This window comes from Acidisoma cellulosilyticum (assembly GCF_020621385.1).
In the GTDB taxonomy this organism is placed as follows: Bacteria; Pseudomonadota; Alphaproteobacteria; order Acetobacterales; family Acetobacteraceae; genus Acidisoma; species Acidisoma cellulosilyticum.
This window is the reverse complement of sequence record NZ_JAESVA010000006.1, coordinates 58,535-73,111: the sequence shown is the minus strand read 5'-3', so window position 1 is coordinate 73,111 and position 14,577 is coordinate 58,535. Positions and strand designations below refer to the sequence as shown.

Sequence of the window (14,577 nt, the reverse complement as noted above, 5' to 3'; positions counted from 1 at the left end):
TGAAGTGATCAACAAATAGGCGCAGTGCTCTCTTCTTTTGCATAATCAGCGATCAGCAGGGTTTTGAATGTCTCGGCAATCAACCCGCCGGGCGTGCCACGGCGGGTCAGGACATGAAACATATTGCTTAAATGGAGCCGTTCGGGCGCCAGCGCGCGAAGCAGGCCCTGCCTCGTCCAGGTTTCGGCATAGGCCGGCGGCAGAAAACCAAGAAAGGCCCCGCTCAGAAGCAGAATGGCGCGTGCGTCGATCGTTCCGGCCCGCGCCGAAAACGTGAGCTGCTCGCGCCAGATCGGCCAGAGCGGACCCGTGGCACCGGCAGACACTTCCACCATGCGATGCCGGCCGATCTCTTCAGGCGTTATGGCCGAGGCCGGCGTCGAGAACAGAGGATGGTCCCGCCCACAATAGAGGTGCAGGACCTCTTGAAAGAGCGGCGTCGCGTCGAGCGTGGCGACCAGCCGCGGCAATACCGACACGCCGATCGTCGCGCGCCCGTCCATGACGGCCTGTTCGACCTCGCTGGCCGCGCCGGAGACGAGCTGAATAAAGACCTCCGGATGCAGCGCCGCGAAACGGCCGACGACCCGCAGCAGCGGGCTCTTTTCGTAAGTCACGATATTATCCGTGACATGCAGCGTCAGTGTGCCGGACAGCCTGCCGCGGGCCTGGTTCATGCGGTCCCGGAAATTGTCCAGATCCGCGAAAAGCGCCTCGACCGCTTCCAGAACCTGCCGCCCCTCGATGGTCAGCGCGAAGCCGCCCCGGCCGCGTGCGCAAAGGGTGACGCCCAATCGGGTCTCAAGGGCCGATACATCGGCGCTGACGGCAGACTTGGTCTTGCCGAGGCTGACTTCGGCAGCAGCGAAGCCGCCTTTCTCCGCCACGGCGTGGAAAACCCGAAGGAGGCGCAGATCGGTTTCGCCCAGTTGACCCTGAAAGTGATTTGCCATCGATTTATATTGGATTTGCCGAGTTGCGGCTGTCCAGCCGATTTGTCGACCGCATGCGGGACGTGATAAATCATCCATTATTCTGTGCGTGGAGGTCTTATTCCCGTCAGAAACCCCGCCGCGTCACCAAGTCAAACCGGCAGATCCGTTTTGCTGCGAATGAGATCGATGAGTGCGCGCAGTTTGGCGGGGATATGCCGGCGTCCCGCGAAATACAGGCAAAGCCCCGGATAAGGAGGTATCCAATCCTCCAGCACCTTGACCAGCCGCCCTGCCGCGACATGCGCGGCGACGGCGTATTCCGACAGATAGGCTAGTCCTGCTCCGGCGATGGCCGCTTCCAGCATGAGGCTGCTTTCGTCGAGGGTCAGCCTGCCAGGCACATCTATGAGCAGGTTTTCACCCCGACGCTCGAATTCCCAACGATAAAGCCTCCCGCTTGCCATGCGGGCGCGAATGCAGGTGTGCTGCAGCAGATCGCTTGGCACAGTCGGGCGGTTGCGCTTTTCGAAATAGCTGGGCGCCCCGACGACAGCCGAATACAGCAGCGGTTGGATTGGGATCGAGATCATGTCGGGTGGCACGGCCTCCGCCAGACGGATACCGGCATCGAAGCCTTGACCGATCACATCGACCAGCGCGCCCTCGGTGACGATCTCCACCTCCATACCAGGATAGCGGCGGATATAGTCGAGAATGAGCGGTACCAGCAGCATGCGTGCCGCACCGGCCGATGTATTCAGCCGCAATGTGCCGGACGGCTCTGCGTTCCGCTCGCCGATCGTCTCGATCGCGCTGCCGATCGCGGCCAAGGCGGGGGCCACGTCTGCTACGAACTGCTCTCCTGCCGCTGAAAGTGCGACGCTGCGCGTCGTCCTGTTGAACAGCCGAACGCCGAGGCGCGCTTCTAGGCTCGCCACGGCGTGGCTAAGCGCTGAGGCGGACATCTCCAAGCTTTGCGCCGCCGAGCGAAATCCACCGGTACGTGCGACGGCTGTCACCGCTTCCAGTTCGAACAGGCTCGCTTTCACCATTGTGCGATTCTACTCATTAGGCTGTCCCGAATTGTCCGTCTTATAGCATCAACGGTTCTGAGACATAAGAACAGCCACAAGCACAGCGGATTGTCTCCCATGCAGACCATCGAAAACATCTATGTCGACGGCGCCTTTACGACCCCCAAAGGGGAGGAGAGGTTGCCCTTGTTCAATCCCTCGACCGAGGAACAGATCGGAACTGTACGCCTCGGCAACATTGAAGACGTGGCGATCGCGGTCGCCTCAGCGAAGCGCGCCTTCCCCCGCGTCTCTCGGACTACAAAAAGCGAACGGATCGCCATGCTGCAGCGGCTCTCTGCCGCAGTCTTGGCCCGTGCGGCCGAGCTGACGGCCGTGATGGCCGAGGAATACGGCGCACCGGCCTATGTCACCGGGTTCTCGATACCGCACGCGGCCTCTGTCTTTCTCGATATGGCCAGGACGCTCGAAACCTACGAATTTCATCGCACCATCGGCCGTGCGGCGGTCGAAATGCGGCCATCCGGCATCGCAGCCGCAATCACGCCCTGGAACAGCAATATTGGCTTCATCTGCTCAAAACTGGCGACGGCCGTCGCGGCTGGAACCAGCATCGTCATCAAGCCATCCGAGATGAGCGCGATCCAGACGCATCTGCTCACTGAATGCCTGCATGAGGCTGGGCTTCCGGCGGGCGTCTTCAATATCGTCAACGGCAAGGGGCCGGTCGTCGGCGCGGCGCTCAGCACGCATCCCGACATTGCCAAGATCAGCTTCACCGGTTCGACCGCCACCGGCCGGTCCATTCTCGCCGCCGCTGCCGACAGCATGAAGCGTGTAACGTTGGAACTTGGCGGCAAAAGCCCGACGATCATCCTCGACGATGCCGACCTCGACCGCGCCATCCCGCATGCGCTGATGGTGGGGTTCGGAAATAGCGGTCAGGCCTGCATCGCGGGCACGCGCATTCTGGCACCCGCCAGCCGGCTTGATGAGATCAAAGATCGTCTGCGGGCCGCGGTCGCCGGCATCAAGGTCGGCGCGCCGAGCGACCCGGAGGTCAGGATCGGCCCGATGGTCAGCCAGACGCAATGGGATCGCGTCCAGGCCTATATCCGTCTCGGCCAGGCCGAAGGTGCGACTTTGCTCACCGGCGGTGAGGGCCGGCCCGATGGCCTTAACCGCGGCTGGTTCGTGAAGCCGACCGTTTTCGCGGAGGTCAGCAACCAGATGCGCATCGCGAGAGAAGAAATCTTCGGCCCCGTGCTTTGCCTGATCCCCTATGAAAGCGAGGCCGAGGCGATCGAGATCGCCAATGACACATCCTATGGGCTGGCGAGCTATGTGCTGTCTTCCGATTTGGATCGGGCGAAGCGCGTCGCGGCCCAGTTGGAGGCTGGACGGGTCGCCATCAACGATGCGCCGCATGAGCCGCTCGCCCCCTTTGGTGGCTTCAAGCAATCCGGCATCGGGCGGGAATTCGGGGTCTTCGGCCTGGACTCTTTCCTTGAGCCGCGTGCCGTGCTGGTTTGACAAACTGCGCCGGCCTGGGCGGTTGATGCCGTCCCGGCGGGCGCCCATAATGGCCGTGCGTTGTAGGAAGGGATGAGCCGATGGTCCGGCCGATGAAGATCGACTTCGTGTCAGATGTATCCTGCCCCTGGTGCATCATCGGCCTTCGCGGCCTGGAAGAGGCGCTGGCGCGGGCGAGCGACGTCGTCGAGGCCGAGATCCGCTTCCAGCCCTTCGAACTCAATCCCGATATGCCGGCCGAAGGACAGAATATCGTCGAACATATTACGCAGAAATATGGCTCCACCCCTGAACAGTCTGCCGCCACGCGCGAGATGATCCGGACGCGCGCCGCAGGCGTCGGCTTCACGATGGCGATGTCTGACGCGAGCCGCATCTACAATACCTTCGATGCGCACCGGCTGCTGCATTGGGCGGAGCAGGAGGGGCATCAGGCAGCCTTGAAGCATGCGCTGTTCGCGGCCTATTTCACCGAGGGTAAAAGCCCGTCCGACCATGACGTGCTGGTCGCGGCGGCGGAGAGCGCAGGGCTTGACGGTGCCGCCGCGCGGGCGGTTCTGGCCTCGGATCGCTATGCGGTCGAGGTGCGCGATGCCGAGCATCTTTGGCGGTCGCGGGGCATCAACTCGGTCCCCGCCGTTGTCATCGACGAGCGTTATCTGATTTCAGGCGGGCAGCCGTCGGACGCCTTCGAACAGGCCCTGCGGCAGATCGCCGGGGAAGCCCAGAAGCCTGTCTAACCGGCGGGTCTCAAGGCCGCCATCGGCAGGTCCGTCTACAATAGCCTTAAAGGACAATCGTATTGACAAGCCATCCGCAAGACCTCTCCGCTGCGCGGGAAGAAACATCGGCGACCCAGCCTGCGACCGAGCCCAAAGCCTATGTTTTGGCGCAGATCACGGTCGATGATGCCGCCGCCTATGCAGCCTCGGGCTATATGTCCATGGTCGAGGCTGCTGTCGCTGCATTTGGCGGACGCTACGTCATCCGCGGCGGTGCGCCCGAAGCGCTGGAGGGTGAGCCTGGCCGCGAAAGAACTGTGCTGCTGGAATTTCCGTCCCGAGAGGCGGCGCGCGCCTGGCACGGCAGCGACCTTTACGCACCTGCCATCACACTCAGGCAGAGCCTTTCGACCGGCCGCATGACGCTGCTTGACGCCTATGAAGGTTGACGGTGATCGGTCAATCTGAGGCGCGTGCCGCTTTGACTGCGGCCGAGGTTGCCTGATCCTTCTCCGCGTTGCCGAAATGCGTCTGAATATAGGCGACGACATCCGCGATCTGCTGATCGGTCAGGGTCCGCGCGAAGGGCGGCATCGCCCCTTGTCCATGTAAAATCATGAAGATCGGATAGGCCGGGATTTGCAGGCGCGGGTCCCGCGACAGCGCGGGATAACGGCCAGCGCCCTCGGCGCCCTGGCCATCGGGCATATGGCAGGCCGCGCAGACGCTGGCATAGATGGCAGCGCCACCTTGCTCGGTGAAATGGGTCGGACTGCCGAAGGTCTGCGCGATAGCGGCTGGTCCGGCACTTGCGACCAAGCCGGATGCGAGCAGCGCGACCCACGCGCGCGTCATGATTTCATCACCCGCTCATGCAGCCGTGTGATGGCATCCAGAGATGACAGGATGGCCCCTTCCTGCCAGGCGGGGATATAGGACGCGTGTTCTCCCGCGAGCAGGATACGTCCGTCGATCGCGCAAAGATTGCGGTAATGCTCGGCGCGCGTGGCGTCCGTCCATTGACCGTAGCAACCCAATTGGGATGGTACGCGATGCCAGGCGACGGCCATGCCATTATCGAATTCGGCCGGGTATTGCGGATGGATCTGCGCGCCGAAGGCGACAGCCTTCGCGATCCGCTCGGCCGGGCTGAGCGATTCGAATTCATAGGCATAGGGTCCGAAAGCATAGGTGCCGAGCAGGACGCCCTTGCCGCTATCGAAATATCCGGTCGCCGGATAACCGATCATGGTGATCGGCAGGTCGGTGTAGCTGATGCCGCCATAGATCGCTTCATCCGTTTCCCAGAACCGGCGTTTGAATTGCAGGCCGATCTTGACGGAGGGGCTGTAGGGAACCGCCGCGACAGCGGCGGCCATGGGGGCGCCGACATTCATCTCGATCTGGCTGAGCACCGAAAGCGGGATCGTGCATAGGCACCAGTCTGCGCGGGACTGCTGCATGGTCTGTGATCCCTTGTCCTCCCACGTCACCTGCACGCCGTGCTCGTCCTGTCGAATGGCCGTCACACGGGCGTTGAGCCGCACCAGGTCGCCGACCTCGCGCGCAAAACCCTCGGCGATTTTGTCCATGCCGCCGACAGGTTGAAACAAGGTCGTCTGATAATCATAGTCCAAGCCGCTGCTGAGCCGGCGCCACAGATGGGATTGCAGCAGATCCTGCGGGCGCAGCGGGGTGGAATCGATCGGCTCGGCCGACAATCCGCCGCCGGGCGGCTTCCGCCAGCCGCGACGCTCGCTGGCATCCTCGCCGGCCTTATAGGCGTAGCTGTCATCGAGCGCGCCCCAGTCCTGCAAAGCCTCAAGCAGGACTTCGGTATCTTCCTTGGAGACCAGGGCGTTGAGCCGATCGGTATTGACGGCCTTGGCCAGCAATTCGGAGACCATACCGTTGAAGTCGGCCTGTATCGTGCGGTAGCGCTGCGGCTGTCCGCCGAAGGCGTCCTTGCCATGCAGATAGGCATTGGCGTTGACCTGCGTAAAGGGCTCTAGCGTCACGCCCAGACGCTTGCAGTAATCGAGCAGGGCGCGGTGGTGATAGGGAATGCGCCAGGGGCCGGGATTGAAATAGAGCCCGCGGTCGAAGCCGCAATCCTGCGTGGCGCCACCCAGTTCCGTGAAGCGATCGCCGCCACGGATCGTCCAGGTACGGCCGCCGACGCGGTCATTATATTCCAGCACCTGAACGCGGTAGCCGGCGCGGCGCAGTTCCAGCGCCGCGACCATGCCAGCGACGCCCGCGCCGAGGATCAGCACGGACGCACCCTTGGGATCGCCCGAAAGGTTGATCGGCCCCGCATAGTCCGACCCTTGCGCATGGCCGAGACGGCTCATGGCAAAATAGAGTGCCGAACTGCCCGCGGCCGCGCCGATCAGCGACAACAGATCGCGTCGCCGCAGCGGCGTCGTTTCGGCCTGAGTCATGAAGGGCCTTTCGCCATCGGTGCAGGACTGGTCCGGCGATCAAATTGACCTTGGCGGAAGGCCCTGTCCAGTTTTAGCCATGCCGCCTGATCCTTGCCGCCTGGGTTGCCCGGTTGCTCAGCATCTGCTTGACCCGATCGACCTCGGGCCCTGCCACCTGCAGGGGAGCATAGCCCAGGGCATCCATGACGAGGGTGACGTCGCGCGATTCGCTGCCCCAGGCGGGATGGATCTCAGTCGCGGCACCGCCCGCGAAGGCGTGGCGGTCCCCCGTATCAAGGTAGCTCTCTGCCGGCAGGCCCTCGGCGAGCAGAATGTCGTGGCTGTCCAGTTCCAGATGAAAATACGTGACCCTCTCGACCAGGACCTGGCTGACGGTCGATCCGTTTACGAGGTGTTTGACGGGAATCAGAACCCCCTCCGCAAACACCGCATGATCGGGCGACAGGAACAGGTCCCGACGGGGCAAGGCTGGCCCGAAAGCACCGGCCCAGACCTTGATAGGATGCACCGATATTGGGTTCCGGTGCCGGCGACAGTCGACGGCACGCCTGCCGATCCATTTGATCCGGCGCGGCCGGCCGGACAGGGTGAGGAGGGTGTCGCCGACCGTCAGGTCTTCGACCGCCCGCTCTCCGCCAGGGACCGCGATGCGGGTGCCGGCGGCGTAGCAGCGGGCGCTGACGGTGCCGTCAGAGCTGTCGAACAGGAGCTCACTGGACGTATAGCTGCCCGCAAAGACAAGCGCGCCCAGGTTCTCGAAGCCATCGGTGAAGGTCAAAGTCGCTGCGTCGCCGGTAGTGCTGAAGCTGGCGGTTGCCCCGATCAAAAGGTCGACCGTCACCAGGTCTGCGGATGCGAAGCCGCTGATGGATACGGTCAAGCCCGCGAGTTCCGCCAGACTGAGGGTTTCGGCCGAGCCGTCGCTGAGGAAAGTGACGCCCACGCCATCATCGGCGCTATCCAGCCGCAGCAGGCTGGAATCATCAATCGCCATGCTGCCGGTGCCGCTTATCGCGCCCGTAAGCTCAAGCTTGCCGCCCGAGGCGGTTATGCTGCCGTCGTCGGTAATGGTGTCGGTCACTGTGCCGTTACCGGAAATATCGCCACCCGCGATCGTGACGGAATCGGCCTCCAACTCGCCGTCGGAGAGCTTCACATGGCCCGTCTTCCAGATCGTGACGTCCGCGACATCCACCACGCCGCCGCTCGCGATCGTCAGCGATCCGTTGCCGCCGACGCCGTCCGCCGTTCCGCCCACAGCCAGCGTGCCGCCATCGAGCACCGCGATGGCTAGGATGCCGTCGTCGGAGACGGTCAAGCTGCCGTTGCCCAGGGTCACTGTGCTGGCGACGGCAACGGCCCCGGAGCCGCTAATGCTGAGAGAGGGCGGCGTGCCATCCGCCGCGTTGATGCTGATCGTGCCATTGCCATCGGCGAGGGTACCGCCCGGGCCGACCGTCACGACGGCATTCGCGCCGAGCGAGATATTGCCGCCCACGCTGAGAAGGCCGCCGATTGTCGTGGCGATGGCCGTCATGGGATCGGGCGGTGCCATGGTTGCGCTGATTGTCAGGTCGCCACCGACCGTCATCGACCCTCCTGTTGCGAGGGTAAGCTGGGTGTCCTGCAGGGTGGCATTGTCAGTGACGCGGATAATCGAATCCGATCCTGCGACGGTGACAATGACGGGTACAATTTCAGGCGTCGGCGTTGACATGAGCGTGAGTGTCGCGGCGGAGACGTCGGCTCCGTCCATGACGATCAGGGAAGCGCCGTTGATGGCCAATGTTCCGGTGGCCTGAACCTCACCACCTTTGACGGTAACGGTGGAGGCGATGCCGGCTTCCTCCGCGAAGGACATATTCCCGTCAGAAATCAGTCGCCCGCCGGCATTGATATTGACGATGGAATCCGCCGTGACGGCCGTTTTTCCGCTTGAGATATCCGCGGTACCGGTGACGGTACCCGTGATCGTCGCTGTGCTGACATTGTTCGGATAGGTTGTGCCATTATCCGTCAGGGCGATGGTTTGGCCGCTGACGGACCCTTCTATCGTTTTGATGCCAGCGAGCGTGATGACGCCAGCAGCGGATGTTATGGAGGCGCCGGCCTGGACATCCAGACTATAGGTCGAAACGAAATTGGCGGTGGTGACAGAGGTTCCGGATCCTAATGTCAGGATTCCCGAATTGGTAACCGTGTCGTTTCCAGACAGAGGCGGGGAGGTCGTGTCAACGCTGGTCCCGGTGAGCGATGCCACCGTGCCGGTGAAGAATGAGACGGCGGTGCCTTTAATCGATCCGCCGGTCATCGTGATGGCGTTGTTGAAGCTTACCTGGGTCGTCGCCGACAAGGATGTGCCGTCGATGCTGGTCGTCCCGCCAATCTCTATGCCGTTGGTGGCGTTGACCGAAGAATCGCTGATCGCCGCATCGGAAAGAAAAACCGAAATGCTTCCGGCGCCGTTCCCGCTTGTCGTAATGCCGCTACCGGATAGGGTGCCAGTAAGGTCAATGCTTCCGGCCGAGATCTGAGAGCTTTCGACATCACCGAATACGCCAGCGTCCATGGTCACAGTCATTGTCACATTGGTGAGCGTCAAATTCGAAGGTGAAGATTGCTCGAGAAACTCGTTGGTATTGACCGTGTCATTTGAAAAGGAGATATCGCCCTGATAGGATATGGAGTTGTCTGGGTTGACGGTTCCTCCTTCGAGGGCCACCCCATCCGCTAAAGATAACTCGTTACCTGCCGTGATGCTGCCGTCAAAGGTATAGTCGCCTGCGGCCGCAAATTCAGCGACGGATTTCGCCCCCGCCATATCGACTGTGCCTCCGCCGACCGATGCCTCGAAATTGGCTTCGTCAACGGAAGTCGGCACATTGCCCTGGAACCAATTTGTCCCATCCACAAAATCCCCGCTCCCGCCTTTCCAAGTAACAACGGTTCCTGACATCGTTTGAATCCTTTTTATGACGCGCTTGGTCCGGTGCTTTCAGGGCTATCCCGGAAGCGTAGAATGATGCCAAGAAATTGGTGAAGTATTCGAGACAAATGCGTTGTCTTGGCGCCGACGGTGAGAGCGGCTGCCGGGATATCCTGGCCTAGACCAAGCAGGAAGTTCCCAGCTGATATGTCGGAAAATCCAGGCCCGCATTGTTTATCTGCGTCCATGCATGATCGAAACAGCGCTTCGTCAACCGCGAAGTTCAGCAAGGCCTGCGGCAGTTGACTGTCGCCAACCGCTTAGATTGTCGCAAGATGGTTCGCTTCCGTATGGATCACGACTTCGTGTGAAAAGTCAAGCTCGTGCAGAGACGAGAGTTGGTTGAAGTAAGATCAGGATCGCCGTTGAATGATATTGTCGGACCGAAACTCAAGACGTGGAAGACGTGTTGTCATCGGTCCTTACTTATGGAACCTGACGTCAAACGATAGACCGGCGGGAGGCGATGCCGCCATCGACGGTGACGATCGTGCCGCTGGTATAGCCGGAGCGGAAGGAGGCGAGGAAGACGATGAGGTCCGTCACCTCATGCACATGGGCCGGGCGGCCCAGCGGATAGCCGGCGGCAAGTTCCCGGTATCGCGTCGCATCGCCCAAGACGTCCTGCGCGCGTTTTTTGAGCATGGTGTAGATGCGGTCGGTATCGACCGGGCCTGGATTGACGCCAATGACGCGGATATTGTCGTCAAGGCTCGATCCGCCGAGGGCACGGGTGAAGGCCATCAGGCTGGCATTGCCGACAGCGCCGGCCATATAGCGCGGATCGCAGACTTCCCCGCCATTGCCGATATTGTTGATGATGACGCCGCCACCCTTGGCCTTCATGCGTGGATAATAGATCCGGCAAAGGTTGATATAGCCATAGACTTTGAGCTCCCATCCCGCGCGCCATTTCGCCTCGTCGATGTCGAACAGCGATCCGGCGGGGATGGCACCCGCATTATTGACGAGAACATCAATGTCGCCGGCGGCCTCGGCCAGCGTCTCGCAGGCGCCAGGCGCCGTCAGGTCTATCGGGTGCAGCGTGACGGTGACGGTCGGGAAAGCGGCCAGGATCTCAGACTTTAGGGAAGAAAGATTGTCGATATTCCGGGCCGTGAGGTGAAGGTGGCAGCCTTCCTCGGCGAAGGCCCGCGCCAGCCCGGCGCCGATACCCTGCGATGCCCCGGTGATGAGCACGGTCTTGCCAGCGAGACGAAGATCCATGGGAAGGCTCCTTCAGCGATCAGCCAGAGTGAGACGGCTCAGCCGTCTTACCCCTGATCGCCGTCTGCCCAAAGAGCCCGGGCCTTGTCCTTCAACAGCAACGCCTCCTTCCAGCGGTCGGTCAGATCCTGCCCGTCCGCTCCAGCGATGGCATAGGGCGCGGGGCCGAGTTCGCAGGTAAAGGAGAGCGTGGCGTCTGCCGGGGCGCGCTGTCGCCAGCTGGCGAAGCCCTGCTGCCACCAGCGCGCGAATTGCGCCACCCATGGCTGATGCTGCGGAAAGCCGAGTGGCAGTTGCACCTGATGCGAGCCCGCAACACGACCGTGAAAGGCCCAGGCTTGGTCCAGAATGCGCGTCATCTGCGCTTCGGTCTCATCCGGTATGGGCAACTCCATCTCCCTTGCCGTGACGTAATGCGACAGATCGGCCGTGAAGCGCAGATGGGGGAAGGCGTCGAGCAGTTGCAGCGTGAACAGCAGATCATTGGTCATGCGGCCGCGATGCGTCTCGATATAGACGGCGACGCCGGCCTGTTCCGCGAGCCTCTGCCAGCCTTGAAGGATCGGCACACAGTCCGCCACCGTCATCGGGCAGATCAGCGGCTGGATGGTGATGTGATGGCAGCCGAATTCGGCTGCCATAGCCAGCGCCGGTTCAAGACCCGCGACATCGCGGGGGAATGCCTGGCCCTCGATCGTCAGCCCATGCTGCCGCAGCAATGCCGCGAGAGGCGCGACATGGGTGCGGTCATAGAAATGATCGGTCACGCCGTCGAAGCCGGCGGCAGCGATGCGAGCAATTTGATCCGCGAGGCTCGGCGCCGCGTGCTCACCCCGCAGACGCTGCATGCCCCATAAAGATTGAAAGACCAATAATTGCTGCATTATCAGGCGGCTGCTACACGAGATTGAAGCAAAGACTTAAGTTTGATCGTGGGGTCGGCGAGGGCAGCCGGGTCCGGAGAGCTGCCTGCCTGGATGAGCATCTCGGCCAGGCGGATATCCTTTGCGACCTTGCCGATGGGCCCGAAGGCGCTGGCGCCGACAAGCCGGCCGGCCTTGAGATGGAATAGAAAGGGCATGCCGGCGATATCGCGCACGACCGTCCGGTCGCCCTCGTCCGGCAGACCCGCGATCTGCAGCGTATCGCCGTGCTGATCGGACCAGAACCAGGGCACGGTCGCGAATTCCGCCATGTCGCCCAGCATGGAGCCTGCGACATGGCGCCCTTGATCCTGGGCATTGCGCCAGGCTTCCAGCCGCAAGCGGCGCCCGCCGAAGACCGGATGCGGAAAGGCGCAGCAGTCGCCGGCCGCGAAGATGGCCGGATCATCGGTCGCCAGCCGGCCGTCGACGCGAATGCCGTTTTCGATAGCGAGACCGGCGGCTTCGGCGAGCGCCGTTTCGGGAATGGCGCCGATACCGGCAATGACGGCATCCGCTTCCAACGCACGCCCATCCGCCAGCAGAACGGCGCTGCCTTGCGCTCGCGGTTCGATCGCCGTGAGGCCGATCCCTTCGATGATGGTGATGCCGGCGGCGCGATGATGGGTGGCCACGCGTGCTGCGATCTCGGCCGGCACGGCACGGCCCAGAATGCGCGGCGCCATCTCAACCACCGTCACCGTGCAGCCGCGCGCCAAGGCGCTGGCCGCGACTTCCAGGCCGATGAAACCGCCACCGATGACGACGAGCCGGATGCCATGGGCCAATTGGCCCCGCAGCGCCAGAGCATCACCGAAGGTGCGCAGGTAAAGGACGCTCTCGGCCGTGGCGCCGGGCAGGGAGAGAGTGCGCGGCCGGGCGCCGGTCGCCAGCAGCAACTGCGCATAGGGCAGTGGCGGACCGTCCTGCAGCCCGAGGGTTTTTGCCGCCCGATCGATGCCGGTGACGGTGACGCCGGAGCGATAGTCGATATCCTGGCCAGCCAGCGCATCGGCGCCACCGATGATCGCGGGCGCCGGATGGTCCAGCGCCGTCTGCGCGGCCTTGGACAAGGGCGGCCGCTCATAAGGCAGATGCGTTTCCGTGCCGATCAGCGTGATGGGGCCGGCATAGTGCCGTTCCCGCAAGGTCAGGGCGGCGCGGGTCCCGGCCTCTCCCGCGCCGATGATGACGATGCCAGCGTCAGCCTGGGGCTGCATGGTGATATGCCTCAGCCGAGATCGATGAAGACGCGACCGTCTTCGATCTTCACGGGGAAAGTCTGGAGATCGATACAGGCCGGCGCGCCCTTGGCCTTGCCGGTCGGGATATCGAAGCGGCCGTTATGCTTGGGGCATTCGATGATGCGGCCCATGACGAGGCCGTCCGCCAGATGCACATTCTCATGCGTGCAGAAGCCGCTGGTGGCGCAGAACTTGTCATCCTCCAGCCGATAGACGGCAAAGCTTTGCCCCGCATGGTCGAAGCGGATGACATCCTCTTCGTCGATCTCGTCTTCCCCGCAGGCATTGACCCATTGCGCCATGATCGTTTCTTCCTTCGTCTTTTTATTGTCGGTTAGGCGGTTTGGGCGAGGCTAGCGACTTCCGGCAATCCTGTCTTGCCCGGCAATTCACGACGCACAAAGTAATGCGGATCGCTTCGTTGTTTCAGCAAGGCCGGAATGATCTCGGCATAGGCCGCGATGATGCTGGGATAAGGGTCCGGGCATTCATCCTTGATCGCGTCATGCAGGGCCGGCAGCGCGTGATAGGGCACCATGGGAAACATGTGGTGTTCGACGTGATAATTCATGTTCCAATAGAGGAAGCGCGAGATAGGGTTCATATAGACGGTGCGGCTGTTCAGGCGGTGATCGAGCACGTCCTCAGACAGGCCGGCATGCTGCGTGACGCCATAGATGACGGTCAGATAGCCGCCATAGAGCGTCGGCAGGCCCACAAGCATCGCCGGAATCCAGCTTCGCAGGACGAAGGACAGCAAAGCGACGGCGAACAGAATGGCGAGATAGATCCGCGCGATGACATAGACCTTCTTCTGTTCCGTCTCCGGGATGAAGGTTTTCTCCTCATCCGTCAGCCGGCCAGATGCGTGCAGCGCCAGCTTTCTGATCGCGAAATAGCTGGATTTCAGCGCGAAGAGATTGAGCAGAATGCCGGCGATATCCGGCGGGCGTTTCACTGAAATCTCGGGGTCGCGGCCGACGATGATGGTATCGGTATGATGCCGCGTATGGCTCCAACGCCAGACGGTCGGCTCCCGCATGATCATGAAACACGCGATGTTGTAGACGACATCGTTCATCCAGGCCGTCTTGAAGGCGGTGCCGTGGCCGCATTCGTGCCAGCGCGAGTCCGACGCCGACCCATAAAGCACGCCGTAGACGATGAAGAAGGGGACAGCGAGCCAGCTGCCCCAGAGATGAATGCCGAAGCCCGCACAGACAAGCATCGTACCAAGCCAGATCGCGGTATCGCGGATGGCCGGGCCGTCCTTGCGGCGCATCAGCGCCTTCATCTGCTTGCGGGGAATGGGATGGGCGTACCAATCGGCAGATGCGAGACCGCGTGCTTCCGCGCGGCGCGTCTCCATACCCGTCAGACTGTAATCCCTGGCCGTCGTCGTCATGCGTTCCTCCCACCCTTGTCGGGCTTTCAGCCGCTATAGCGCAGGCGCCTTGGTTCCCTGTCAGGGGGTTTTGATGGTTTTCCATCAATCGGCTAGGCTGCGATCCAAGGCCTCGGAAGGA

General features: G+C 62.3%; 13 protein-coding genes. 3 read left to right on the top strand and 10 right to left on the bottom strand.

The window, feature by feature from the left end; translation table 11 throughout:
• Positions 1-8 precede the first annotated feature (8 nt).
• Positions 9-953, bottom strand: coding sequence for a LysR family transcriptional regulator (locus ACELLULO517_RS17840; RefSeq protein ID WP_227308775.1), 945 nt, complete (start codon positions 951-953; stop codon positions 9-11).
• 131 nt (positions 954-1,084) lie between these two features.
• Entirely contained in the window at positions 1,085-1,987 is a 903-nt protein-coding gene (locus tag ACELLULO517_RS17835; RefSeq protein ID WP_227308774.1) for a LysR family transcriptional regulator, read from the bottom strand.
• Positions 1,988-2,086: 99 nt separating this feature from the next.
• On the opposite strand from ACELLULO517_RS17835, the gene ACELLULO517_RS17830 reads away from it, so the two are divergent.
• The 3 genes from ACELLULO517_RS17830 to ACELLULO517_RS17820 all read left to right on the top strand — a co-directional run bounded on the left by ACELLULO517_RS17830 (position 2,087) and on the right by ACELLULO517_RS17820 (position 4,673).
• On the top strand, positions 2,087-3,502 hold the full coding sequence (locus tag ACELLULO517_RS17830; protein WP_227308773.1) for an aldehyde dehydrogenase family protein: 1,416 nt from the start codon (positions 2,087-2,089) through the stop codon (positions 3,500-3,502).
• Between the two features lie 80 nt (positions 3,503-3,582).
• Positions 3,583-4,242 carry a DsbA family oxidoreductase gene (locus tag ACELLULO517_RS17825; RefSeq protein ID WP_227308772.1) on the top strand — a complete coding sequence of 220 codons (660 nt, stop codon included), beginning with the start codon at positions 3,583-3,585 and terminating at the stop codon, positions 4,240-4,242.
• Positions 4,243-4,304: 62 nt separating this feature from the next.
• Positions 4,305-4,673: a DUF1330 domain-containing protein gene (locus ACELLULO517_RS17820; RefSeq protein WP_227308771.1), complete on the top strand. Its 369-nt coding sequence runs from the start codon at positions 4,305-4,307 to the stop codon at positions 4,671-4,673.
• Between the two features lie 10 nt (positions 4,674-4,683).
• Here the strand turns inward: ACELLULO517_RS17820 and ACELLULO517_RS17815 are convergent, their stop codons facing one another.
• The 8 genes from ACELLULO517_RS17815 to ACELLULO517_RS17780 form a co-directional block, all read right to left on the bottom strand.
• Positions 4,684-5,079, bottom strand: a complete 396-nt coding sequence (locus ACELLULO517_RS17815; protein WP_227308770.1) for a c-type cytochrome — start codon at positions 5,077-5,079, stop codon at positions 4,684-4,686.
• Positions 5,076-6,668 (bottom strand): NAD(P)/FAD-dependent oxidoreductase, encoded by a 1,593-nt coding sequence (locus tag ACELLULO517_RS17810; protein WP_227308769.1) that lies wholly within the window; start codon positions 6,666-6,668, stop codon positions 5,076-5,078. Before ACELLULO517_RS17810 ends, ACELLULO517_RS17815 begins: the two co-directional genes overlap by 4 nt.
• A 73-nt stretch (positions 6,669-6,741) precedes the next feature.
• The gene (locus tag ACELLULO517_RS28940; RefSeq protein WP_227308768.1) at positions 6,742-9,582 is read right to left on the bottom strand and encodes a Hint domain-containing protein; all 2,841 of its coding nucleotides are present in this window, start codon (positions 9,580-9,582) and stop codon (positions 6,742-6,744) included.
• A 516-nt stretch (positions 9,583-10,098) separates the two neighbouring features.
• Positions 10,099-10,884: an SDR family oxidoreductase gene (locus ACELLULO517_RS17800; protein ID WP_227308767.1), complete on the bottom strand. Its 786-nt coding sequence runs from the start codon at positions 10,882-10,884 to the stop codon at positions 10,099-10,101.
• Positions 10,885-10,931: 47 nt separating this feature from the next.
• A complete protein-coding gene (locus ACELLULO517_RS17795; RefSeq protein WP_227308766.1) occupies positions 10,932-11,768 on the bottom strand; it encodes a sugar phosphate isomerase/epimerase family protein in 837 nt (278 codons plus the stop codon).
• A 2-nt stretch (positions 11,769-11,770) separates the two neighbouring features.
• Positions 11,771-13,027 carry an NAD(P)/FAD-dependent oxidoreductase gene (locus ACELLULO517_RS17790; RefSeq protein ID WP_227308765.1) on the bottom strand — a complete coding sequence of 419 codons (1,257 nt, stop codon included), beginning with the start codon at positions 13,025-13,027 and terminating at the stop codon, positions 11,771-11,773.
• Positions 13,028-13,038: 11 nt separating this feature from the next.
• Positions 13,039-13,353: a MocE family 2Fe-2S type ferredoxin gene (locus ACELLULO517_RS17785; RefSeq protein ID WP_227308764.1), complete on the bottom strand. Its 315-nt coding sequence runs from the start codon at positions 13,351-13,353 to the stop codon at positions 13,039-13,041.
• 32 nt (positions 13,354-13,385) lie between these two features.
• A complete protein-coding gene (locus ACELLULO517_RS17780; RefSeq protein ID WP_227308763.1) occupies positions 13,386-14,456 on the bottom strand; it encodes a fatty acid desaturase family protein in 1,071 nt (356 codons plus the stop codon).
• Positions 14,457-14,577 lie beyond the last annotated feature (121 nt).